General features: G+C 59.0%; 18 protein-coding genes, 2 tRNA genes and 1 pseudogene. 16 read left to right on the forward strand and 5 right to left on the reverse strand.

Translation table 11 applies throughout. The annotated features are described in order from the left end of the window. Positions 1-272 precede the first annotated feature (272 nt). Positions 273-1,937, reverse strand: coding sequence for an OFA family MFS transporter (locus ACOYXJ_RS07715; protein ID WP_150707987.1), 1,665 nt, complete (start codon positions 1,935-1,937; stop codon positions 273-275). Positions 1,938-2,160: 223 nt separating this feature from the next. Between ACOYXJ_RS07715 and ACOYXJ_RS07720 the strand changes: the two genes are divergently transcribed. The 6 genes from ACOYXJ_RS07720 (at position 2,161) to ACOYXJ_RS07745 (ending at position 6,861) form a co-directional block, all read left to right on the forward strand. Then, a complete protein-coding gene (locus tag ACOYXJ_RS07720) occupies positions 2,161-2,565 on the forward strand; it encodes an acetyl-CoA sensor PanZ family protein (RefSeq protein ID WP_460368764.1) in 405 nt (134 codons plus the stop codon). A 78-nt stretch (positions 2,566-2,643) separates the two neighbouring features. After that, positions 2,644-4,869 (forward strand): AsmA family protein, encoded by a 2,226-nt coding sequence (locus tag ACOYXJ_RS07725; protein ID WP_460368766.1) that lies wholly within the window; start codon positions 2,644-2,646, stop codon positions 4,867-4,869. Next, on the forward strand, positions 4,866-5,933 hold the full coding sequence (mutY, locus tag ACOYXJ_RS07730; RefSeq protein WP_460368768.1) for an A/G-specific adenine glycosylase: 1,068 nt from the start codon (positions 4,866-4,868) through the stop codon (positions 5,931-5,933). The genes ACOYXJ_RS07725 and mutY overlap by 4 nt, the downstream gene beginning before the upstream one ends. Then, positions 5,930-6,202, forward strand: a complete 273-nt coding sequence (locus tag ACOYXJ_RS07735) for an oxidative damage protection protein (RefSeq protein WP_016986336.1) — start codon at positions 5,930-5,932, stop codon at positions 6,200-6,202. Before mutY ends, ACOYXJ_RS07735 begins: the two co-directional genes overlap by 4 nt. Positions 6,203-6,306: 104 nt before the next feature. Beyond that, a tRNA-Phe gene (locus ACOYXJ_RS07740) sits at positions 6,307-6,382 on the forward strand. A gap of 125 nt (positions 6,383-6,507) precedes the next feature. Then, positions 6,508-6,861 (forward strand): hypothetical protein, encoded by a 354-nt coding sequence (locus ACOYXJ_RS07745; RefSeq protein ID WP_150794165.1) that lies wholly within the window; start codon positions 6,508-6,510, stop codon positions 6,859-6,861. Here ACOYXJ_RS07745 and ACOYXJ_RS07750 read toward each other — a convergent pair. Both ACOYXJ_RS07750 and ACOYXJ_RS07755 read right to left on the reverse strand, forming a co-directional pair. Continuing rightward, a complete protein-coding gene (locus tag ACOYXJ_RS07750; RefSeq protein WP_150794166.1) occupies positions 6,858-7,148 on the reverse strand; it encodes a YceK/YidQ family lipoprotein in 291 nt (96 codons plus the stop codon). The genes ACOYXJ_RS07745 and ACOYXJ_RS07750 overlap by 4 nt on opposite strands. A 76-nt stretch (positions 7,149-7,224) precedes the next feature. After that, positions 7,225-7,674, reverse strand: coding sequence for a carboxypeptidase regulatory-like domain-containing protein (locus tag ACOYXJ_RS07755; RefSeq protein WP_460368771.1), 450 nt, complete (start codon positions 7,672-7,674; stop codon positions 7,225-7,227). Positions 7,675-7,933: 259 nt separating this feature from the next. Here ACOYXJ_RS07755 and ACOYXJ_RS07760 point away from each other — a divergent pair, with 259 nt between their 5' ends. The 4 genes and pseudogenes from ACOYXJ_RS07760 to ACOYXJ_RS07775 all read left to right on the forward strand — a co-directional run bounded on the left by ACOYXJ_RS07760 (position 7,934) and on the right by ACOYXJ_RS07775 (position 10,936). Next, positions 7,934-8,992 (forward strand): PDDEXK nuclease domain-containing protein, encoded by a 1,059-nt coding sequence (locus tag ACOYXJ_RS07760; RefSeq protein WP_460368773.1) that lies wholly within the window; start codon positions 7,934-7,936, stop codon positions 8,990-8,992. 68 nt (positions 8,993-9,060) lie between these two features. Further along, positions 9,061-10,034 (forward strand): annotated as a pseudogene (locus ACOYXJ_RS07765) (alpha/beta hydrolase family protein). A gap of 29 nt (positions 10,035-10,063) precedes the next feature. Next, positions 10,064-10,477, forward strand: coding sequence for a hypothetical protein (locus ACOYXJ_RS07770; protein ID WP_460368775.1), 414 nt, complete (start codon positions 10,064-10,066; stop codon positions 10,475-10,477). Between the two features lie 6 nt (positions 10,478-10,483). Continuing rightward, positions 10,484-10,936: a hypothetical protein gene (locus ACOYXJ_RS07775; protein WP_150794170.1), complete on the forward strand. Its 453-nt coding sequence runs from the start codon at positions 10,484-10,486 to the stop codon at positions 10,934-10,936. A gap of 70 nt (positions 10,937-11,006) precedes the next feature. Here ACOYXJ_RS07775 and gabP read toward each other — a convergent pair whose 3' ends face one another. Beyond that, positions 11,007-12,398: a GABA permease gene (gabP, locus tag ACOYXJ_RS07780; RefSeq protein ID WP_127925477.1), complete on the reverse strand. Its 1,392-nt coding sequence runs from the start codon at positions 12,396-12,398 to the stop codon at positions 11,007-11,009. A 554-nt stretch (positions 12,399-12,952) separates the two neighbouring features. On the opposite strand from gabP, the gene ACOYXJ_RS07785 reads away from it, so the two are divergent. From ACOYXJ_RS07785 to ACOYXJ_RS07805, 5 genes are all read left to right on the forward strand, one after another. Beyond that, positions 12,953-13,726 (forward strand): ABC transporter ATP-binding protein, encoded by a 774-nt coding sequence (locus ACOYXJ_RS07785; protein ID WP_007909167.1) that lies wholly within the window; start codon positions 12,953-12,955, stop codon positions 13,724-13,726. A 13-nt stretch (positions 13,727-13,739) separates the two neighbouring features. Next, a complete protein-coding gene (locus ACOYXJ_RS07790; RefSeq protein ID WP_008080539.1) occupies positions 13,740-14,489 on the forward strand; it encodes an ABC transporter substrate-binding protein in 750 nt (249 codons plus the stop codon). 78 nt (positions 14,490-14,567) lie between these two features. Beyond that, complete coding sequence (locus tag ACOYXJ_RS07795; protein WP_007909165.1) at positions 14,568-15,260, forward strand: ABC transporter permease; 693 nt, start codon at positions 14,568-14,570, stop codon at positions 15,258-15,260. Next, positions 15,260-15,949, forward strand: a complete 690-nt coding sequence (locus ACOYXJ_RS07800) for an ABC transporter permease (protein WP_007909164.1) — start codon at positions 15,260-15,262, stop codon at positions 15,947-15,949. The genes ACOYXJ_RS07795 and ACOYXJ_RS07800 overlap by 1 nt, the downstream gene beginning before the upstream one ends. After that, positions 15,930-17,165: a methyltransferase gene (locus ACOYXJ_RS07805; protein ID WP_460368778.1), complete on the forward strand. Its 1,236-nt coding sequence runs from the start codon at positions 15,930-15,932 to the stop codon at positions 17,163-17,165. The genes ACOYXJ_RS07800 and ACOYXJ_RS07805 overlap by 20 nt, the downstream gene beginning before the upstream one ends. Here the strand turns inward: ACOYXJ_RS07805 and ACOYXJ_RS07810 are convergent. Further along, positions 17,162-17,446: a hypothetical protein gene (locus ACOYXJ_RS07810; RefSeq protein WP_460368780.1), complete on the reverse strand. Its 285-nt coding sequence runs from the start codon at positions 17,444-17,446 to the stop codon at positions 17,162-17,164. The genes ACOYXJ_RS07805 and ACOYXJ_RS07810 overlap by 4 nt on opposite strands. A gap of 148 nt (positions 17,447-17,594) precedes the next feature. Between ACOYXJ_RS07810 and ACOYXJ_RS07815 the strand changes: the two genes are divergently transcribed. Then, positions 17,595-17,670, forward strand: a tRNA-Thr gene (locus ACOYXJ_RS07815). The last annotated feature ends 68 nt before the right edge of the window (positions 17,671-17,738 follow it).

The following is a 17,738-nucleotide window of genomic DNA, read 5'->3' on the forward strand; positions in this document are numbered from 1 at the left end:
ACCAGCTCCGCAAAATCATTGGGCGAAAAAGGCAGCCATTATAGGCACGCAGGAAGCAAACAGAAACACGAGAGGTGAGATGGCTGACGGATAGAACGCCCGGCTGTCGCGGGTAGACATGTCCATACAAGCCATTACAGGCAGCGCAAAAACAAATGTGGGAGCGAGCCTGCTCGCGAATGCGGTGGGTCAGCCAACAATTAAGTTGACTGATATTCCGTCTTCGCGAGCAGGCTCGCTCCCACAGGTTCGGTGTTTATTCAGCTAACACCTTAGTGAAACAGTACCGCCGTCTTCTGCAGGGTCACCCACACACCCCACGCCAACGGAATACCTACAACCAGCCAGGCAGCGATTGCCAGCGGCTTGCTGCCCGGTGCGGCTTTCCACTCCAGAACCGTGCTGGCATCAGCACCTTTATCGTGGCCCAGCGCCTGTTCGGCCGCCAGCTCAGCGTCGGTCATGAAGTACTTGTCAGCCACCGGACGAACCATCAGGTTGCACAGGAAGCCCAGCACCAGCAGGCCGGCGAGGATGTACAAGGTGATGTCGTAAGCCGCAGCGCGTTCAACGCCGATGCTCAGCTGATACTCACGCAGGTAGTTCACCAATACCGGACCCAGCACGCCAGCCGCAGCCCAAGCCGTCAGCAGACGACCGTGGATCGCACCAACCATCTGCGTACCGAACAAGTCGGCCAGGTACGCCGGAACAGTGGCGAAACCGCCGCCGTACATCGACAGAATGATGCAGAACGCCGCCACGAACAGCGCAACGTTGCCCAGATGGCCCATGTTCGGAATCAGCGCGTACAGAGCAAAACCCAGGGCGAAGAACACGAAGTAGGTGTTTTTGCGGCCCAGATAGTCCGAGAACGAAGCCCAGAAGAAGCGGCCACCAATGTTGAACAAGCTCAGCAGACCGGTGAAACCGGCAGCAATCGCCGCGATCGAAGCCAGTTGCCCAGCATCGAGCTGACCAAACGGCACATCAACACCCAGCAGCTTGCCGCCGAACACTTCCTGCAGCAGTGGCGAAGCCATGCCGAGGATACCGATGCCGGCAGACACGTTCAGGCACAGCACCAGCCAGACCAGACGGAATTGCGGGGTTTTCCACGCCACATTCACGTGCACGTGACGGTTGGTGATCATTGCGTTCGCAGCTTTCTTCGCCGGAGCGGTCCAGCCTTCAGGTTTCCAGCCGGTTGGCGGCACGCGGTAAGCCAGAGCGCCACCGATCATGAACACGAAGTAGATCGCGGCCATGGCCACGAAACTCTGCCAGACGCCAACACCTTCAGCCGAGCCGAAGTGGCTCATCAGCGCAGTCGCCAGCGGTGCACCAACCATCGCGCCGCCACCGAAACCCATGATCGCCATGCCGGTGGCCATGCCGCGCTTGTCCGGGAACCACTTGATCAGGGTCGAAACCGGCGAGATATAGCCCAGACCGAGACCGATACCGCCGATCACACCTGAGCCGATCCACATCAGCCAGATCTGGTGGGTATAAATACCCAGCGCCGAGATCAGCAGACCGCCGCACCAGCACAAGGCCGATACAACGCCGGCCTTGCGTGGCCCGGCGTGTTCCAGCCAGCCACCCCAGATCGCTGCCGAGCAGCCGAGGAAGATGAAGAACAGCGTGTAGATCCAGCCGAGCATGGAGATCGGCCAGTCGCAGTTCGACGAAAATACCTGTGCGATGAAGCTCATGTCCGGCGCGCAAGCCACTGGAGCAGTAACGCCCAGCGCCTTGGACAGCGGCAACCAGAACACCGAGAAGCCGTAGGCCATGCCGATGCACAGGTGGATGGCCAGAGCGGCCGGTGGAACTAGCCAGCGGTTGAAACCGGGCTTGGCGATGATGCGTTCCTTGGACAGGAACGCAGGCTGGTCGGCGCGAAGGCCGTCCGCCGTGATGCTCGTGCTCATTGTGTATCCCCCAATTATTAGTATGGTTCGCCAGCCACTGTTCACCCCCGGCCTTTATGCACGCAGGCATGACCGTTTTTTTGAGTGAAGCTCCTTGAAGGCGCGACGTTAAGTCGCAGAAGGACGGACGAACGGGCGAAGGTTACCATTTGCACGTGACAGAAAAACCAAACTGATATCACCTTTTTTCTGTCATCTGTTCTCGTACCACCAGGAAAACGTCATGCCGATCATTGTCCAAGCCTTGAAAGACGTCAGTTATCAGGATCAACAGGATCTGCAGAAGATCTATCGCGACGCCCCGCAATGGCTGTTGGCGCCGTTTTCCGCAGAGGCCGGGTTGATCGAAAGCGCACTCGCGGACGGGGCTCTTATTGCCGGCCGCTTCAACGATCGCCTGCTCGGCGCCGGCATTCTGCAAAGGCACCACGACGTCTGGTACTTGTCCCATTTATGCGTACGAAAAGTTACCCGCCGCCGTGGAGTTGCCGAACGGCTGGTGAACCAAGCACAGAAAATGGCGTCGCAAGCGGGGGCTGAGTTGCGTCTGCTGGCGCCTGCCGGGCATCTGGAGGCTCAGGCACTCGCCGCCAAATTGTGTGTTCCGCTGGAAGTCCCGGCAACATGACGGCACAGCGAACCGGGCAGTTGCAGCGCTATACTCCCCGGCTAAATTACGAATTCGACTAATTACAAGGACTCGCCCATGAAAGCGTTCGGCAAAATCCTGGGTCTGGTACTTCTCGGGCTGTTGCTGATCATCGTGGCGGCAGGATTTGCCCTGACCCACCTCTTCGATCCCAACGACTACAAAGACGAGATCCGCCAGATAGCCCGTGACAAGGCCCACATCGAGCTGACGCTCAATGGCGACATCGGCTGGAGCCTGTTTCCGTGGCTCGGCCTGGAACTGCACGAAGCCAGCGTCGCCACCCTGATCAATCCGACCGAACCGTATGCCGATCTGCAGATGCTCGGCCTGTCCGTGCGCGTGCTACCGCTGTTGCGCCGCGAAGTGCAAATGAGCGATGTGCGCGTTGAAGGTCTGAATTTGCGCCTGAAACGCGACAAGAACGGCCACGGTAACTGGGAAGACATCGGCAAAGTGCCGACAGCCGCCGCACCTGCCGGCACTCCGGCGCCGGCCAGCACAGCCGCTGCCGAGGCCCCTGCCCAACCCGAAAAACCGCCACAGCCGATCCGTCTGGATATCGACAGCCTGACCGTCAACAACGCCCGTGTTGAATACAACGATGAACTGACGGGCAAGCAGTTCAGCGCCGAAAGCATTCAGCTGAGCACCGGCCCGGTGCACGATTCGACGAATATTCCGGTGAAAGCCACGGCATTCCTCGGCACCAACCAGCCCGTCCTGCGCGTGCGTACCGAGCTCACCGGCGAGCTGCGCATCGAGCGCGCGCTGCAACGCTACAGGTTCGAAGACATGAAGCTGTCCGGCGAGCTGGCCGGCGATCCGTTGCAAGGCAAGACCATGACCTTCGCAGCTCAGGGCCAGTTATCGCTGGACAAAGCCGCGAACGTCGCCGAATGGACCGGCATCAAGATCTCCGCCAACCAATTGCGCGCCTTGGGCGAGCTCAAAGCCAACGACCTCGACAAGACCCCGCAAATCACTGGCGGCCTCTCCATCGCCCAGTTCGATCTGGCGAAATTCGTCGACAGCATCGGCCAGAAACTGCCAGCCATGGCCGAAGGCAGCCTGAGCAAGGTCGAACTGGTCAGTCGCGTGGCAGCCACGCCAAGCAGCATCGCGTTCGACAATATCAACCTGAAACTGGACGACAGCAGCTTCAGCGGCCGCATCGCCGTCGAAGACTTCGCCAAGCAATCGCTGCGGGCGATCCTCAAGGCCGACACTTTCAACGCCGACCGCTACCTGCCGCCGAAATCGGCGCAAGCCAACAGCGCCACGCAAGTGCGTCAGGCCGAAGTCGCCAGCACCGAAGCCGATGCCATGGCCGGTGCCGGCTCCACGCCGCTGCCGGACAAACCGAGCAAAACCGCCTGGAGCACCGAGCGTCTGCTGCCGGTTGAACGCCTGGCCAAACTCGACGTGGACGCCGATCTGACCTTCGGCCAGTTGACCCTCGATAAACTGCCGATCCAGAACGCCGCACTGAAAGCCACCGGCCAGGGCGGCCTGCTGACCCTGACCAACCTGAGCGGCGAGTTGTACAACGGCGGTTTCACCGCCAACGGGACTCTCGATGTACGCCCGAGCGCGCCTGTGCTGAACCTGCAGACCCGGCTCAATCGCGTGCCTGTAGAAAAAATCCTCGAAAGCCAAGGCAAGAACCCACCGGTCAAAGGTCTGGTGACCCTCACCAGCAATGTCACTGGCAGCGGCAACAGCCAGCAGGCACTGATCGATACGCTTAACGGCAACGCCAGCTTCGTGATCAACAACGGCGTGCTGCTCAACGCCAACCTTGAGCAGCAATTGTGTAAAGGCATCGCCACGCTCAACCGCAAAACCCTCAGCGGCGAGCCACGCGGCAAAGACACGCCATTCCAGGAACTCAAGGGCAACCTGACCTTCCGCAACGGCGTCGCCAGCAATCCGGACCTGAAAGTGCGCATCCCCGGCATGACCGTCAACGGTGACGGCGACATCGATTTGCGCGTGCTCGGCATGGACTACCGCGTCGGCATCATCGTCGAAGGCGACACCAGCGCCATGCCGGATCCAGCCTGTCAGGTCGGCGAAAAATTCGTCGGTGTCGAATGGCCGCTGCGCTGCCGTGGCCCTCTGGAACTGGGCGCCAAAGCCTGCCGCGTCGACAACGACCGCCTCGGTCAGGTCGCGACCAGACTGGCCGGCGACAAGCTCAGTGAAAAAATCGACGAAAAACTCGGTGACAAGGTCAGCCCGGAACTGAAAAACGCATTGAAGGGGCTGTTCAAGCGATGAGAGCGGAGCAATTTTCCACGGCGGTGCTGGATTGGTTCGACCGCCACGGGCGCCACGATCTGCCTTGGCAGCAGGACATCAACCCGTATCGGGTGTGGGTGTCGGAGATCATGTTGCAGCAGACCCAGGTCAGCACCGTGCTCAATTACTTTGACCGTTTCATGGCCGCGCTGCCGACGGTCGAAGCGCTGGCCGAGGCCCCCGAAGACGAAGTGCTGCACCTGTGGACCGGGCTCGGTTACTACACCCGTGCGCGCAATCTGCAGAAGACTGCGAAGATCGTCGTCAGCCAGTACGGTGGAGAGTTTCCCCGTGACGTTGATAAGCTTACCGATCTGCCGGGCATTGGTCTGTCCACCGCTGGCGCCATTGCCAGCATCAGCATGGGGCTGCGCGCGCCAATCCTCGACGGCAACGTCAAACGCGTGCTGGCGCGCTTTACTGCGCAAGAGGGCTACCCCGGCGAGCCGAAGGTCGCCAAACAGCTCTGGGCCAACGCTGAGCGCTTTACGCCGCACGATCGGGTCAACGCCTACACCCAGGCGATGATGGATCTCGGCGCCACACTTTGTACGCGCAGCAAGCCGAGTTGCCTGCTGTGTCCGCTGGAGCGCGGTTGCGAGGCGCACATGCTCGGCCTCGAAACCCGCTACCCGATTCCCAAGCCGCGCAAAGCCATCCCGCAGAAGCGCACGCTGATGCCGATGCTCGCCAACGGCGACGGCGCGATTCTGCTTTACCGCCGCCCCTCGAGTGGTTTGTGGGGCGGTTTGTGGAGCCTGCCGGAACTCGATGACCTCGACGATCTGCAACATCTCGCCGCTCAGCACTCGCTGACCATGGGCGAGCAGCAGGCCCTGCCGAACCTCGTTCACACGTTCAGCCATTTCCAGCTGTCCATCGAACCTTGGCTGGTTCAGGTGCAGGAGGCCGCCCATCACGTGGCCGAGGCCGACTGGCTCTGGTATAACCTCGCCACCCCGCCGCGCCTGGGCCTCGCCGCCCCGGTCAAAACCTTGCTCGAACGCGCGGCCGCCGTCTTGAATGCAGGAGAGTCGCCATGACCCGCACCGTAATGTGCCGCAAGTACAAAGAAGAACTGCCCGCGCTGGACCGCGCCCCTTTCCCGGGCGCCAAAGGTCAGGATATTTTTGACCACGTCTCGGCCAAGGCCTGGGCTGACTGGCAGAAACACCAAACCCTGCTGATCAACGAAAAGCGTCTGAACATGATGAACGCCGAAGATCGCAAATATCTTCAGGGCGAAATGGACAAGTACTTCTCCGGCGAGGAATACGCCAAGGCCGAAGGCTACGTTCCGCCTGCTGAGTAAACCCTGCAAAATCGGGGGTGGGATCGTAAGCGACGGAATTAATTTAAGAAATTTTAAAAAAGTCGTTGACGTAAATCCGAAAAACCCTTTTAATGCGCCCCGTTGCCCAGATAGCTCAGTCGGTAGAGCAGGGGATTGAAAATCCCCGTGTCGGCGGTTCGATTCCGTCTCTGGGCACCAAATACCGAAAACCCTGAATCGCAAGATTCAGGGTTTTTTTATGCCTGCGATTGGGTGAGTAGTGTTTCAGTCAGCTGAATACGCGCTATTTTGGCGACCCCTTACGGAAGAGGGTCATCCCCGCGATGAACCAGAAACGAACCCGCGTCCCCCTGCCTCATCCGCCGCCCTATCGTCAGAGCCGCACGAGTTACTGGCTGACCGTGCTCTTTGTTGTGCTGATTGCCTTCGCCATTGGCGCATCAATCTGGATGCTGATCGACAGCTGGATCAGCGGCTCCATCACCACCACCAACCGTGGCCCGCGCAGCACCTACACCTTGGCCGAGCAACCCCGGCGGTTCTGGTTTGAATTTGTGCGGCAAGGCGTCGTCATGGTGTTGCTGCTGGCAATTGCGGTGTTCGGCGTGTGGATCTACCGCAAAGTGCAGAAGCCGTCGAAGCCAGCGAATCGCAAACGCCGCGCAAAGAAAACCTAAAGCGTATTGATGTAATCGACAGGCAGCAGAACCGTATCCAGCGCGGCATCCACTGGCAGGGATACGACGGTGATGAGCGGGCAGACAATCATCATGTAACAGACGATCGCCGCCGGCATGCCATCGCTGCCCCCACCACGTACACCCAGCAGGTGCAGGTTGCCATCAACCCCTCGGTAATACTGAGCATCGGACAAACCGTCATTCAAACGCCCGATAAACGTTCCGCAGCCGGCCAACTGCAACACCAGGCCTGCAATACCAACAGCACGCAAAATCCCTTTCAAACCAGCGCTTCCCTACGTCACAAAAGATGAGGCGCGCGATTGTACCCGCGCCTCAACTCTGCCATCACACCTATCGCTATCCAGCGTCATTCCAGTGGAACACCAGATTGCGCGGGGTGCCGCTGCCAACGTCGGTCACGTCGTGCCGCGTTTCGCCTTTACGCGTGGCCACCACCGTGTACTTGCCGGGCAGCAATTGCACATACACCAGCGGGCCCGTCTGGCTAAGCGTAAGTACGGTTTGCCCTGAAGACTTTTCAATCCTTACATCGACATCAGCGGTGTACTCATCTTGCGCGCCCACGGCGAATGTCATGTGCAGGCTGTAACCGCTGCTTTGTTGAATAGCCTTCGCCTCATCCTCACCGATCCCGCCGGCCAGATAAATGACGCCGTTCTGTTGTTGCGGCTGAACTTGCACACCGGCACTGTCGATGGGCTCAAGACTGGCTGCCTGCAACATCACCGGAAACAGCAATGCAGCAACTGCGGCGATGGGCAGCATGAATGAAAGAACGCGTTTCATGATCACGACTCCCGGGTTCTTGCAGAACCCAACCGTTACTCCTTTTAGATTTTGCGTATCGGGGCGGGTTTTAGATTGTTTGGAACTTGGCGCGTGTATGAAATGGACTACAGACCATGACTCTCTGGCGCATCTTTCAGCGGCAACGTCCTGCAACATCAATCCCTTCTTCCGTCCCATTTAACCGGCTCGCCCGACATACCCACGCGGCGACTCTTGGCATGCTTTGACGCCTGTATCCAACGATGTGGAAGAGCCGATGAGCCCGCTAAAACCTGCTGACACGCAAGACCCGAAAATCGATTCGTTGCTGGGGGAGCTGGGCGAACTGATTCGCCAGGCGCGGCAAAAAGTGCTGCGTGCGGTGGACACGATTCAAGTGCAAACCTGCTGGCAGATCGGCAGGCATATTGTCGAGTTTGAACAAGAGGGAGCCCAGCGTGCGGGCTATGGAAAACAGTTGCTAGCGCTGCTGGCAAAGGATCTGACAGAGAAGTTCGGGAAGGGCTTTGACGCTTCCAACCTGCGTTATATGCGCCTCTTTTATCAGGCGTTTCCAATTCGTGACGCACTGCGTCACGAATTGAGCTGGACCCACTATCGTCGGCTTCTGGGCGTGACCAATGAAAAAGCACGCCACTGGTACATGGACGAATGCGCCAACCTGAACTGGTCAAGCCGCGCCCTCGACCGCCAGATCCTCACGCTCTACTACGAGCGGCTTCTCATGAGTCGAGACAAAGCCGATGTGATCGAAGAAGCCACCACCAACATCGAAGCAATGAAATGCAATCCGCGTGAATTCATTCGCGATCCCGTCATGCTCGAATTTCTCGGTCTGCCCTCGGCAGGCAAGGTCAGGGAAAGCGGCCTCGAACAAGCGCTCATCGACCATCTGCAGGGCTTTCTGCTTGAGCTGGGCAAAGGCTTTTCCTTTGTCGCCCGCCAACAACGCATCAGTACCGACGGCGTCGATCTGTACATCGATCTGGTGTTCTACAACTACCTGCTCAAATGCTTTGTGATCATTGATCTCAAACGCGGCAAGCTCAGCGCCCGCGATGTCGGGCAGATGGACATGTATGTGCGCATGTACGACGAACTCATGCGCAGCGAGGGCGACAAGCCGACAGTCGGGATTATTCTGTCTGCCGAGAGCAACGACTCGGTGGCGCGCTACTCAATGCTCAAGGGCAATGAGCAACTGTTTGCCAGCAGTTACAAGACGATCCTGCCGAGTGAAGACGAGTTACGCGCGGAACTCAATCGCGAGCAGGCGTTGATCGAGGAGCGCAGGCTCACTCAATCCACCGAGTAAAACTTGCGGATTGTTGCCGGGCGGCGCTGAGACTATCGTTGTCAACTTACTCTTCAAGGTCGAGCGTCATGAGCTGTCAGGACACGCCCGCAAGGCAAGACATGCAGTCGGGTCGCCAAACTTGACTGCTGAGCAAGGTGAGCCTTTCAAAGAAGCTGCCGCCGACGGTTTTGCACTTGGTGGTTTCACTTGGCGTCAGTTCTTGCCTGATAGCCAACGCCCGGTAGTGATCATCAACGCCGCCACGTCGGTACGTTGCCACCACTACTCGCGTTTCGCGGCTTATCTGTTCGCAAACGGCTTCGACGTAATGACCTACGACTACCGCGGCATCGGCGAATCACGATCCGCGTCGATCAAAGGCTTGAGCGCCTCGTGGACAGATTGGGGCGCACTGGATTTCGAAGCGATGCTCAAACGCGCACAACGAGAGTTTCCCGGTCAGCCGATCGATGTGGTCGGCCACAGCTTTGGCGGTTGTGCGGCGGGGCTGGCCGAGTCCGGACAGATTATCCGACGGTTGGTCACCGTCGGCGCGCAGTTCGCGTACTGGCGCGATTACGCCCCCGAGCATCGCTGGCGCATGTTCGGCAAATGGCATGTCGTGATGCCGTTGCTGACGCTGTTCTGCGGGTTCTTCCCGGGTAAACGTCTCGGCTGGCTGGAAGATACACCGACAGGCGTTGTGCGCGACTGGAGCACGCCTGCCGCGCGTTACGAAGACCGACCGAGCGGTCGCTCACTCGTGGACAAACCCGGCGCCCTGCCCTTCGCTAATGTCCGCGCAAAAACCCTCGCCATCAGCATCAGCGACGATCCCTACGGCACGATTCCCGCCATCGAACGCCTGCTCGGCTACTTCGACAACGCTGAAAAAACCCACCTGCGCATCACCCCGCAGGACATCAACGAACAACAAGTCGGACATTTCGCCTTTTTTCGCAACGCATACCAAGCCACACTATGGCCCATCGCTCTGACCTGGCTGCAAACCGGCACACTGGCCCCCGACACGCCCGGGCGGCAAGTCCCGCGCAGCTGAGCCCCTCTCAACGCACGACGGAACACATCATGGCCTCCGCCAACAAGCAGCAAAAACGCGCCACCCGGGCCAAAACCAAGGCCAAACAGAACCGCACCAAACGCGCCGAAGTGCCGGTCGAGCTGGACCCGAACGATGACCGCATCGACTTCGAATCGGTGGACCTGACCGAGCTGTTCAAGAAAATGATCGACGCCGAGAAGATCAGCCAGCAAGCGCTGTGCAGCGCCTTCCTCGAAGACCCGTTGCTGGAACTGGTTTACGAACAGGAAGGCGAAGAAGGCGCGATGGACTTCATCCTTGCCGCACTGATCGAGTATCGCCAGTGGTCGCAGGAAACCGACGAGGCCGGCGCACTGGCGTGGATCGAATCACCGGCCTTCCAGGCCGACTATGTGGCGGCGTCCGACGCAATCGCCGCGCAAACCCAACAGAAGAACTGAGTTCCCATGGCATCCCTGAACAAGCAACAGAAACGCGCCAAACGCGCCAAGGCCAAAGCCAAGCAAATCCGTATGGTCGGCCGCAAGCCGCTGGAACAGGACGAAGACCTCGACCACCTCGCCGAGCCGGTGCCGGAGTACGTCCTGGCAATGTTCAGCAAAATGCGCGACGCCGAAGCCATCAGCCGCAACGAGATGCTGCTGACCCTGCTGCGCGAACTGGCGTTCGTCATCGTTGACCATCCAGAGCTGCTGGACATGGAAAACGCCGACAACGAAGGCATGGCCGCCACCCACCTGGCCGCCGACATGCTGATCGACTACCGCATGTGGGCCGAAGGCGTAACGATCGAAGAAGCCCAGGCCTGGCTGAGCGAACCGCAGTTCATCACCGATTTCGGGGTTGCGCTGGATGCTTATGGCAAGTCGGTAGATGCGCAGGAAGACAAGAGCGAATAAACAACGCTCACAAACAAAAGCGGCCGCTCGTCATCACTGACAGCGGCCGTTTTGCATTACGCGTTACGGATCAGTTCAACACCACCGCGCCACGTTTTTCCAGCTTGCGACGGCGTGCCACCAGCAGACCGGCTGCCACCACCATCAAACTCAGCAGGCCAGTCGCGAGGATCTCCACGCGATGCGCTTCCTGGAACAGCATGATGGTCAGGGCCGCGACGATGAAGATGATCACCGCGTAGGTCAGGCCCGGGAACAGCCACATGCTGAAGACGATTTTCTCGCCGCGTGCCATGCGTTGTTTACGCATGCGCAGTTGCGAGAAGGCGATCACCAGGTACACCAACAGTGCGATCGCACCGGAGCTGGCCAGCAGGAATTCGAACACCGCAGCCGGGGCCACGTAGTTGGCGAAGGTGCACAGGAACGCCGCGCCGGTGGACAGCATCACCGCCCAGTAAGGCGTACCGCTTTTGTTCACCCGAGTCGCCATGGCCGGTGCATCACCACGCTTGCCGAGGGAGAAGAGCATGCGCGACGAGGTATACAGCGCCGAGTTCAGGCAACTGGTCACAGCGACCAGTACCACGATGTCGACGATCATTTTCGCGTTAGGAATGCCCATGCGCTCAAGCACGGTCTGGTAGGAACCGAGGTTGGCCAGCGTAGGATCGTTCCACGGCACCAGGGCGACAACGATGAAGATCGACACGAGATAGAACAAGCCAATCCGCCAGATCACCGAGTTGGTGGCCTTGGAGATCTGCTTGCCCGGGTTCTTCGATTCCGCGGCCGCGATGGTCACGATCTCGGTCCCCATGAAGGAGAACATGGTGGTCAGGATCGCACCCAGTACCGCGCCCATGCCGTTGGGCAGGAAGCCGCCGCTGTCGAACAGATGCGAAACGCCGCTGACCTGGCTGTTCGGCAGAAAGCCGAAGATCGCCGCAAGGCCGAGGATGATGAAGCCGATGATTGCCAGCACTTTGATCAGCGCGAACCAGAATTCGAACTCGCCGTAATTCTTCACGCTGAACAGGTTGGTGATGGTCAGGAGCATGGTGATGACCAGCGCGAACGCCCAGATGCCGACGTCAGGGAACCATGCGTGCAGGATGGTCGCAGCGGCGTTGGCTTCCAGCGGAATCACCAACACCCAGAACCACCAGTACAACCAGCCGATGGTGAAACCGGCCCAGTGCCCGATGGCACGGTCGGCGTACGTCGAGAAGGAGCCAGTGTCCGGCGAGGCAACGGCCATTTCGCCGAGCATGCGCATCACTAAAACCACCAGGGTACCGGCGGCGGCGTAGGCCAGCAGCACAGCAGGGCCGGCGGCAGCGATGGCGTGGCCGGAGCCAACGAACAGACCGGCGCCGATTACACCGGCGATCGACAACATGGTCACATGACGCGGTTTGAGCCCCTGTTCGAGGCCATTGGAGCTTGGGGTACTGCTCATCGAAACTACCTTTGCAAGGAAAGCGATTGCGTCCGGCCCGTCTGGCATTTTCTTTCTCGTAAAAAGAAACCAACGGGGCGTTCCTTATTCTGCACGCAAGTTTTGCGCCAAAATGTTTCAAACTCTTCTGTGCTGCGGCTTTGCGCGCGACCGGACAGTCATCGCAAGTCCTTGGATTTAATGGCAATCCGCCAGAGCGTTACCCTGCGACTCACTTTTCAAACGAAACAGCGCACCAGAAACACACTGAAAAAGTGTGGGATGCACAATAAAAGGGCGAATCAGGAACGATCGGCCGGATAGCGCTTCCAACACCCCGCCAAAGCTGGCAACATCGCGCCTTTTTTTACGCGACACCCACGGGTTTGCACGATCAAACACCCGTTCGGTTGTTGATGGGGCGACAGTCTGCTGTGCCGATGCGACAACCTGCCACATGCCACCCGTTAACCGCTCGTAGCGCTGTTGGCTGCCATTGAAACGCTATGCTAGCTTGGCCGCCTCGCCAGGAAGGCCATCCAACAGCAGGAGCGCAACATATATGAGGAACGCACATGGCTGAGGCCACGCCCGCGCTTGAAATCCGCAACTTGCACAAACGCTACGGACAGCTGGAGGTGCTCAAAGGCATCTCGCTGACCGCCCGCGACGGCGATGTGATCTCGATCCTCGGTTCCTCCGGTTCCGGCAAGTCCACGTTCCTGCGTTGCATCAACCTGTTGGAAAACCCGCACCAGGGCCAGATTCTGGTGGCCGGTGAAGAACTCAAGCTCAAGGCCGCCAAAAATGGCGAACTGGTTGCCGCCGACGGCAAACAGATCAACCGCCTGCGCTCCGAGATTGGTTTTGTGTTTCAAAACTTTAATCTATGGCCGCACATGAGCATCCTCGACAACATCATCGAGGCACCGCGTCGCGTGCTCGGCCAGAGCAAAGCCGAGGCGATCGAAGTCGCCGAAGCGCTGCTGGCCAAGGTCGGCATCGCCGACAAGCGCCATGCGTATCCGGCGCAATTGTCCGGCGGTCAGCAACAGCGAGCGGCAATCGCCCGCACGCTGGCGATGCAACCGAAGGTGATCCTGTTCGACGAGCCCACCTCGGCGCTTGACCCGGAAATGGTTCAGGAAGTACTTAGTGTCATCCGCGCATTGGCCGAAGAAGGCCGCACCATGCTGCTCGTGACCCACGAAATGGGCTTCGCCCGTCAGGTCTCCAGCGAAGTGGTGTTCCTTCACCAAGGCCTGATAGAAGAGCAAGGATCGCCTCAGCAGGTGTTCGAAAACCCGCTTTCGGCGCGCTGCAAACAATTCATGTCCAGCAACCGCTAACGGAGCAACATGCATGCAGAATTTCAAGAAGGTCTTCCTGGCCGCCGCCGTCACCCTCGCGTTCAGCGCCGGTGCCATGGCTGAAACCCTGAAGATGGGCATCGAAGCGGCCTACCCGCCGTTCAACAACAAAGATGCCAGCGGCAACGTGGTCGGCTTCGACAAAGACATCGGCGACGCCCTCTGCGCGAAGATGAAAGTCGAGTGCACCGTAGTCACTTCCGACTGGGACGGCATCATTCCGGCCCTGAACGCGAAGAAGTTCGACTTCCTGATCTCCTCGCTGTCGATCACCGACGAGCGCAAAGGCGCGGTGGACTTCACCGACCCGTACTACTCGAACAAGCTGCAGTTCATCGCACCGAAAAACGTCGACTTCAAAACCGACAAAGACTCGCTGAAAGGCAAGACCATCGGTACCCAGCGTGCGACCCTGGCCGGTACCTGGCTGGAAGACACCTACGCCGATGACATCAAGGTCAGCCTCTACGACACCCAGGAAAACGCCTACCTCGACCTGACCTCCGGTCGTGTCGACGCGATCCTCGCTGACAAGTACGCCAACTATGACTGGCTGAAAAGCGACGCGGGCAAGAACTACGAGTTCAAAGGTGACCCGGTCGTAGAAAGCGACAAGATCGGCATCGCTGTACGTAAAGGCGATCCACTGCGTGAGAAGTTGAACGCTGCCCTGAAGGAAATCGTCGCCGACGGTACCTACAAGAAGATCAACGACAAGTACTTCCCGTTCAGCATCTACTGATCCTGACCTGTGGGACTGGCGCCGTGATGCAACGGCGCCAGCTCCCGACTTTGCCTGCCGCAATTTGAACAGAAACCCATGATTATCGACCTCTACGGATTCGGCCCGGCCCTCGCTGCCGGCGCGCTGATGACCGTCCAACTGGCCCTTACGGCCCTGTGCCTGGGACTGGTGCTCGGTCTGCTCGGCGCCTTGGCCAAGACTTCCCCGTACAAGCCGCTGCAATGGCTTGGCGGCACTTATTCGACCCTGGTGCGTGGCGTCCCGGAATTGCTCTGGGTGCTGTTGATCTACTTCGGTACGGTCAACCTGATGCGCGCCCTCGGTGAGTTCTTCGGCAACCCCGACCTGCAACTCAACGCTTTCGCCGCTGGCGTGATCGCCCTGGGCTTGTGCTTCGGCGCCTACGCCACGGAAGTGTTTCGCGGCGCGATCCTCGCCATTCCCAAAGGCCACCGTGAGGCCGGCCAGGCCCTGGGCCTGTCGAAATGGCGGATTTTCACCCGTCTGATCATGCCGCAGATGTGGCGCATCGCCCTGCCCGGCCTGGGAAATCTGTTCATGATCCTGATGAAAGACACCGCGCTGGTCTCGGTGATTGGCCTGGAAGAAATCATGCGTCACGCGCAAATCGGCGTAACCGTGTCGAAACAACCGTTCACCTTCTATATGGTCGCCGCGATCATGTACCTGGGCCTTACGGTGCTGGCGATGACCGGCATGCACTTCCTGGAAAAACGCGCCGCTCGCGGCTTTGCGAGGAGCGCTTAATGAACTGGGAAGTCATCATCAAGTGGCTGCCGAAACTGGCACAGGGCGCGACCCTGACCCTGGAACTGGTCGCCATCGCCGTGATTGCCGGTCTGTTGCTGGCAATTCCGCTGGGCATCGCCCGCTCTTCGAAGCTGTGGTACGTACGCTCGCTGCCTTACGCTTACATCTTCTTTTTCCGTGGCACGCCGTTGCTGGTTCAACTGTTCCTGGTCTATTACGGCCTGGCGCAGTTCGACGCGGTGCGTGAAAGCGCGTTGTGGCCGTACCTGCGCGATCCGTTCTGGTGTGCGACCGTGACCATGACGCTGCACACGGCGGCGTACATCGCCGAGATCTTGCGCGGGGCGATTCAGGCGATTCCACCCGGCGAAATCGAAGCGGCGCGGGCTTTGGGCATGTCCAAGCCCAAAGCGATGTTCTACATCATCCTCCCGCGTGCCGCGCGCATCGGCCTGCCGGCCTACAGCAACGAAGTGATCCTGATGCTCAAGGCCAGTGCGCTGGCCAGCACCGTGACTCTGCTGGAACTGACCGGCATGGCGCGCACGATCATTGCGCGCACCTATCTGCCGGTGGAGATCTTCTTCGCGGCGGGCGTGTTCTATCTGCTGATGGCTTACGTGCTGGTACGCGGCTTCAAGCTGCTGGAGCGCTGGCTGCGCGTCGATGCCTGCCAAGGGCGCTGACATTTCCCACGTGCTGACGGGCGAGGACTTACTCGCCCGTTTCACGGCGCTGAATGCTTTTTTGATTGAGCATCAGGCGCTGTGGAAACCTCGACCGTTCACTCATCTACATCTTCCTTGGGAAGAATCCTACCCGGAGCTGGCCTCTTGGCTGCGTGGGCGCTCACTGGAAGACGCGGAAAGCGCTCACAACCAACCTGCTGATCTTGCCGATGCGCCGAAGCCGTTCGCTTCATTGGCGGCGATGTCGGCTGAGTTGAGCTCGATTGGCGAGTTGCCGGGACATGCGCTGGAGGCTGCGGGGCATCGATTGAATGTCGATGTGCCGGGGCGTAAGTGGCAGCAGATCGAGGCGTTTGCCAGTCGCTTGTCTTTTGCCTCGCAGCCGACGCATTGGCTGGACTGGTGTTCGGGCAAGGGGCATTTGGGGCGACGCTTGTTGGCTGCGGGGCAGCAACTGACTTGCGTTGAATACGATCCTTTATTGGTCGCCAGCGGTCAGGCGTTAAGTCAGCGTCATCACTTGCACGCTTTGCATGTGGAACAGGATGTCCTGGCGGCGGACGCCTCTGCTGTATTGAGCGCGAATCACACGCCCGTCGCCCTTCACGCCTGCGGTGACCTGCATGTGCGATTGATGCAACTGGCCAGTGCTGTGGGTTGCCAGCAAATGGCAATTGCGCCTTGCTGCTACAACCGCATCAGTCGCAGCGAATATCAGCCATTGTCCTCGGCTGGATCGAGAACGTTCCTACAGCTCTCGCTGGAAGATCTGGCGCTGCCAATGAGTGAAACCGTCACCGCCGGTGCTCGCGTCCGACGTCAGCGTGACACCTCAATGGCCCGTCGCCTGGCCTTTGACCTGCTGCAACGGCAAGTGCGCGGCGTCGACGAATACCTGCCAACGCCCTCCCTGCCCAGCGCCTGGCTGGAAAAACCGTTCGCCGATTACTGTCGCGATCTGGCCGCGCTCAAAGAGTTATCCACAATCGGCTCACCAGATTGGTCAGCATTGGAAGCGGCCGGTTGGCAGCGGTTAGCCGAAGTTCGCAATCTCGAATTGCTTCGCGGATTGTTCCGACGGCCGCTGGAGCTTTGGCTGAATCTGGATCGAGCGCTTTTCCTTGAAGAACAGGGCTACGCCGTCCGACTCGGCACCTTCTGCGACACCCCGCTGACTCCGCGTAATTTGCTGCTACTGGCCGAACGCGTTTAAAACATCGCAGCCTGTGGATAACTCTGTTGATGGTTTTCCCATGGATCCAATATCTGCGCCTGTTTCTCTACGTTAACAGCACTGGTCATTTTTTGTTCACATGAATAAAAAACCTGTAAAACAGGGATTTGCGAACAAAATGAGAATGGGTTCACAAAACCCCGCCTGAATCCGATTTCGTGGCTGTCAGTTGTGCATAAGCTGCCAATCAAAACGACATAACCGCCGAATAATGGGCTTACCGAGCGAATAATTGCGGCCTCACGAAAGCCGAAACTCAACTGCCTGTCCTGCAAAACAGCCCTATCTTGCGTAAGGCGCAAATGCTGCGTTACGCATTGCGCAGGGCTTAATTTGCTGCGATGTAAAAATAGTCTGAATTCAGGGGTTTACAGGATCTTCCCAATCGCTATAATCGTCGCCCACAACGCCGGTATAGCTCAGTTGGTAGAGCAACTGACTTGTAATCAGTAGGTCCCGGGTTCGACTCCTGGTGCCGGCACCATACAAGGTCCCATAGAAAGCTTTCAAAATCTCTGGAATCCCCGAAAAACCCGCCTTCTGGCGGGTTTT

Source organism: Pseudomonas sp. Tul2A7 (assembly GCF_054790505.1).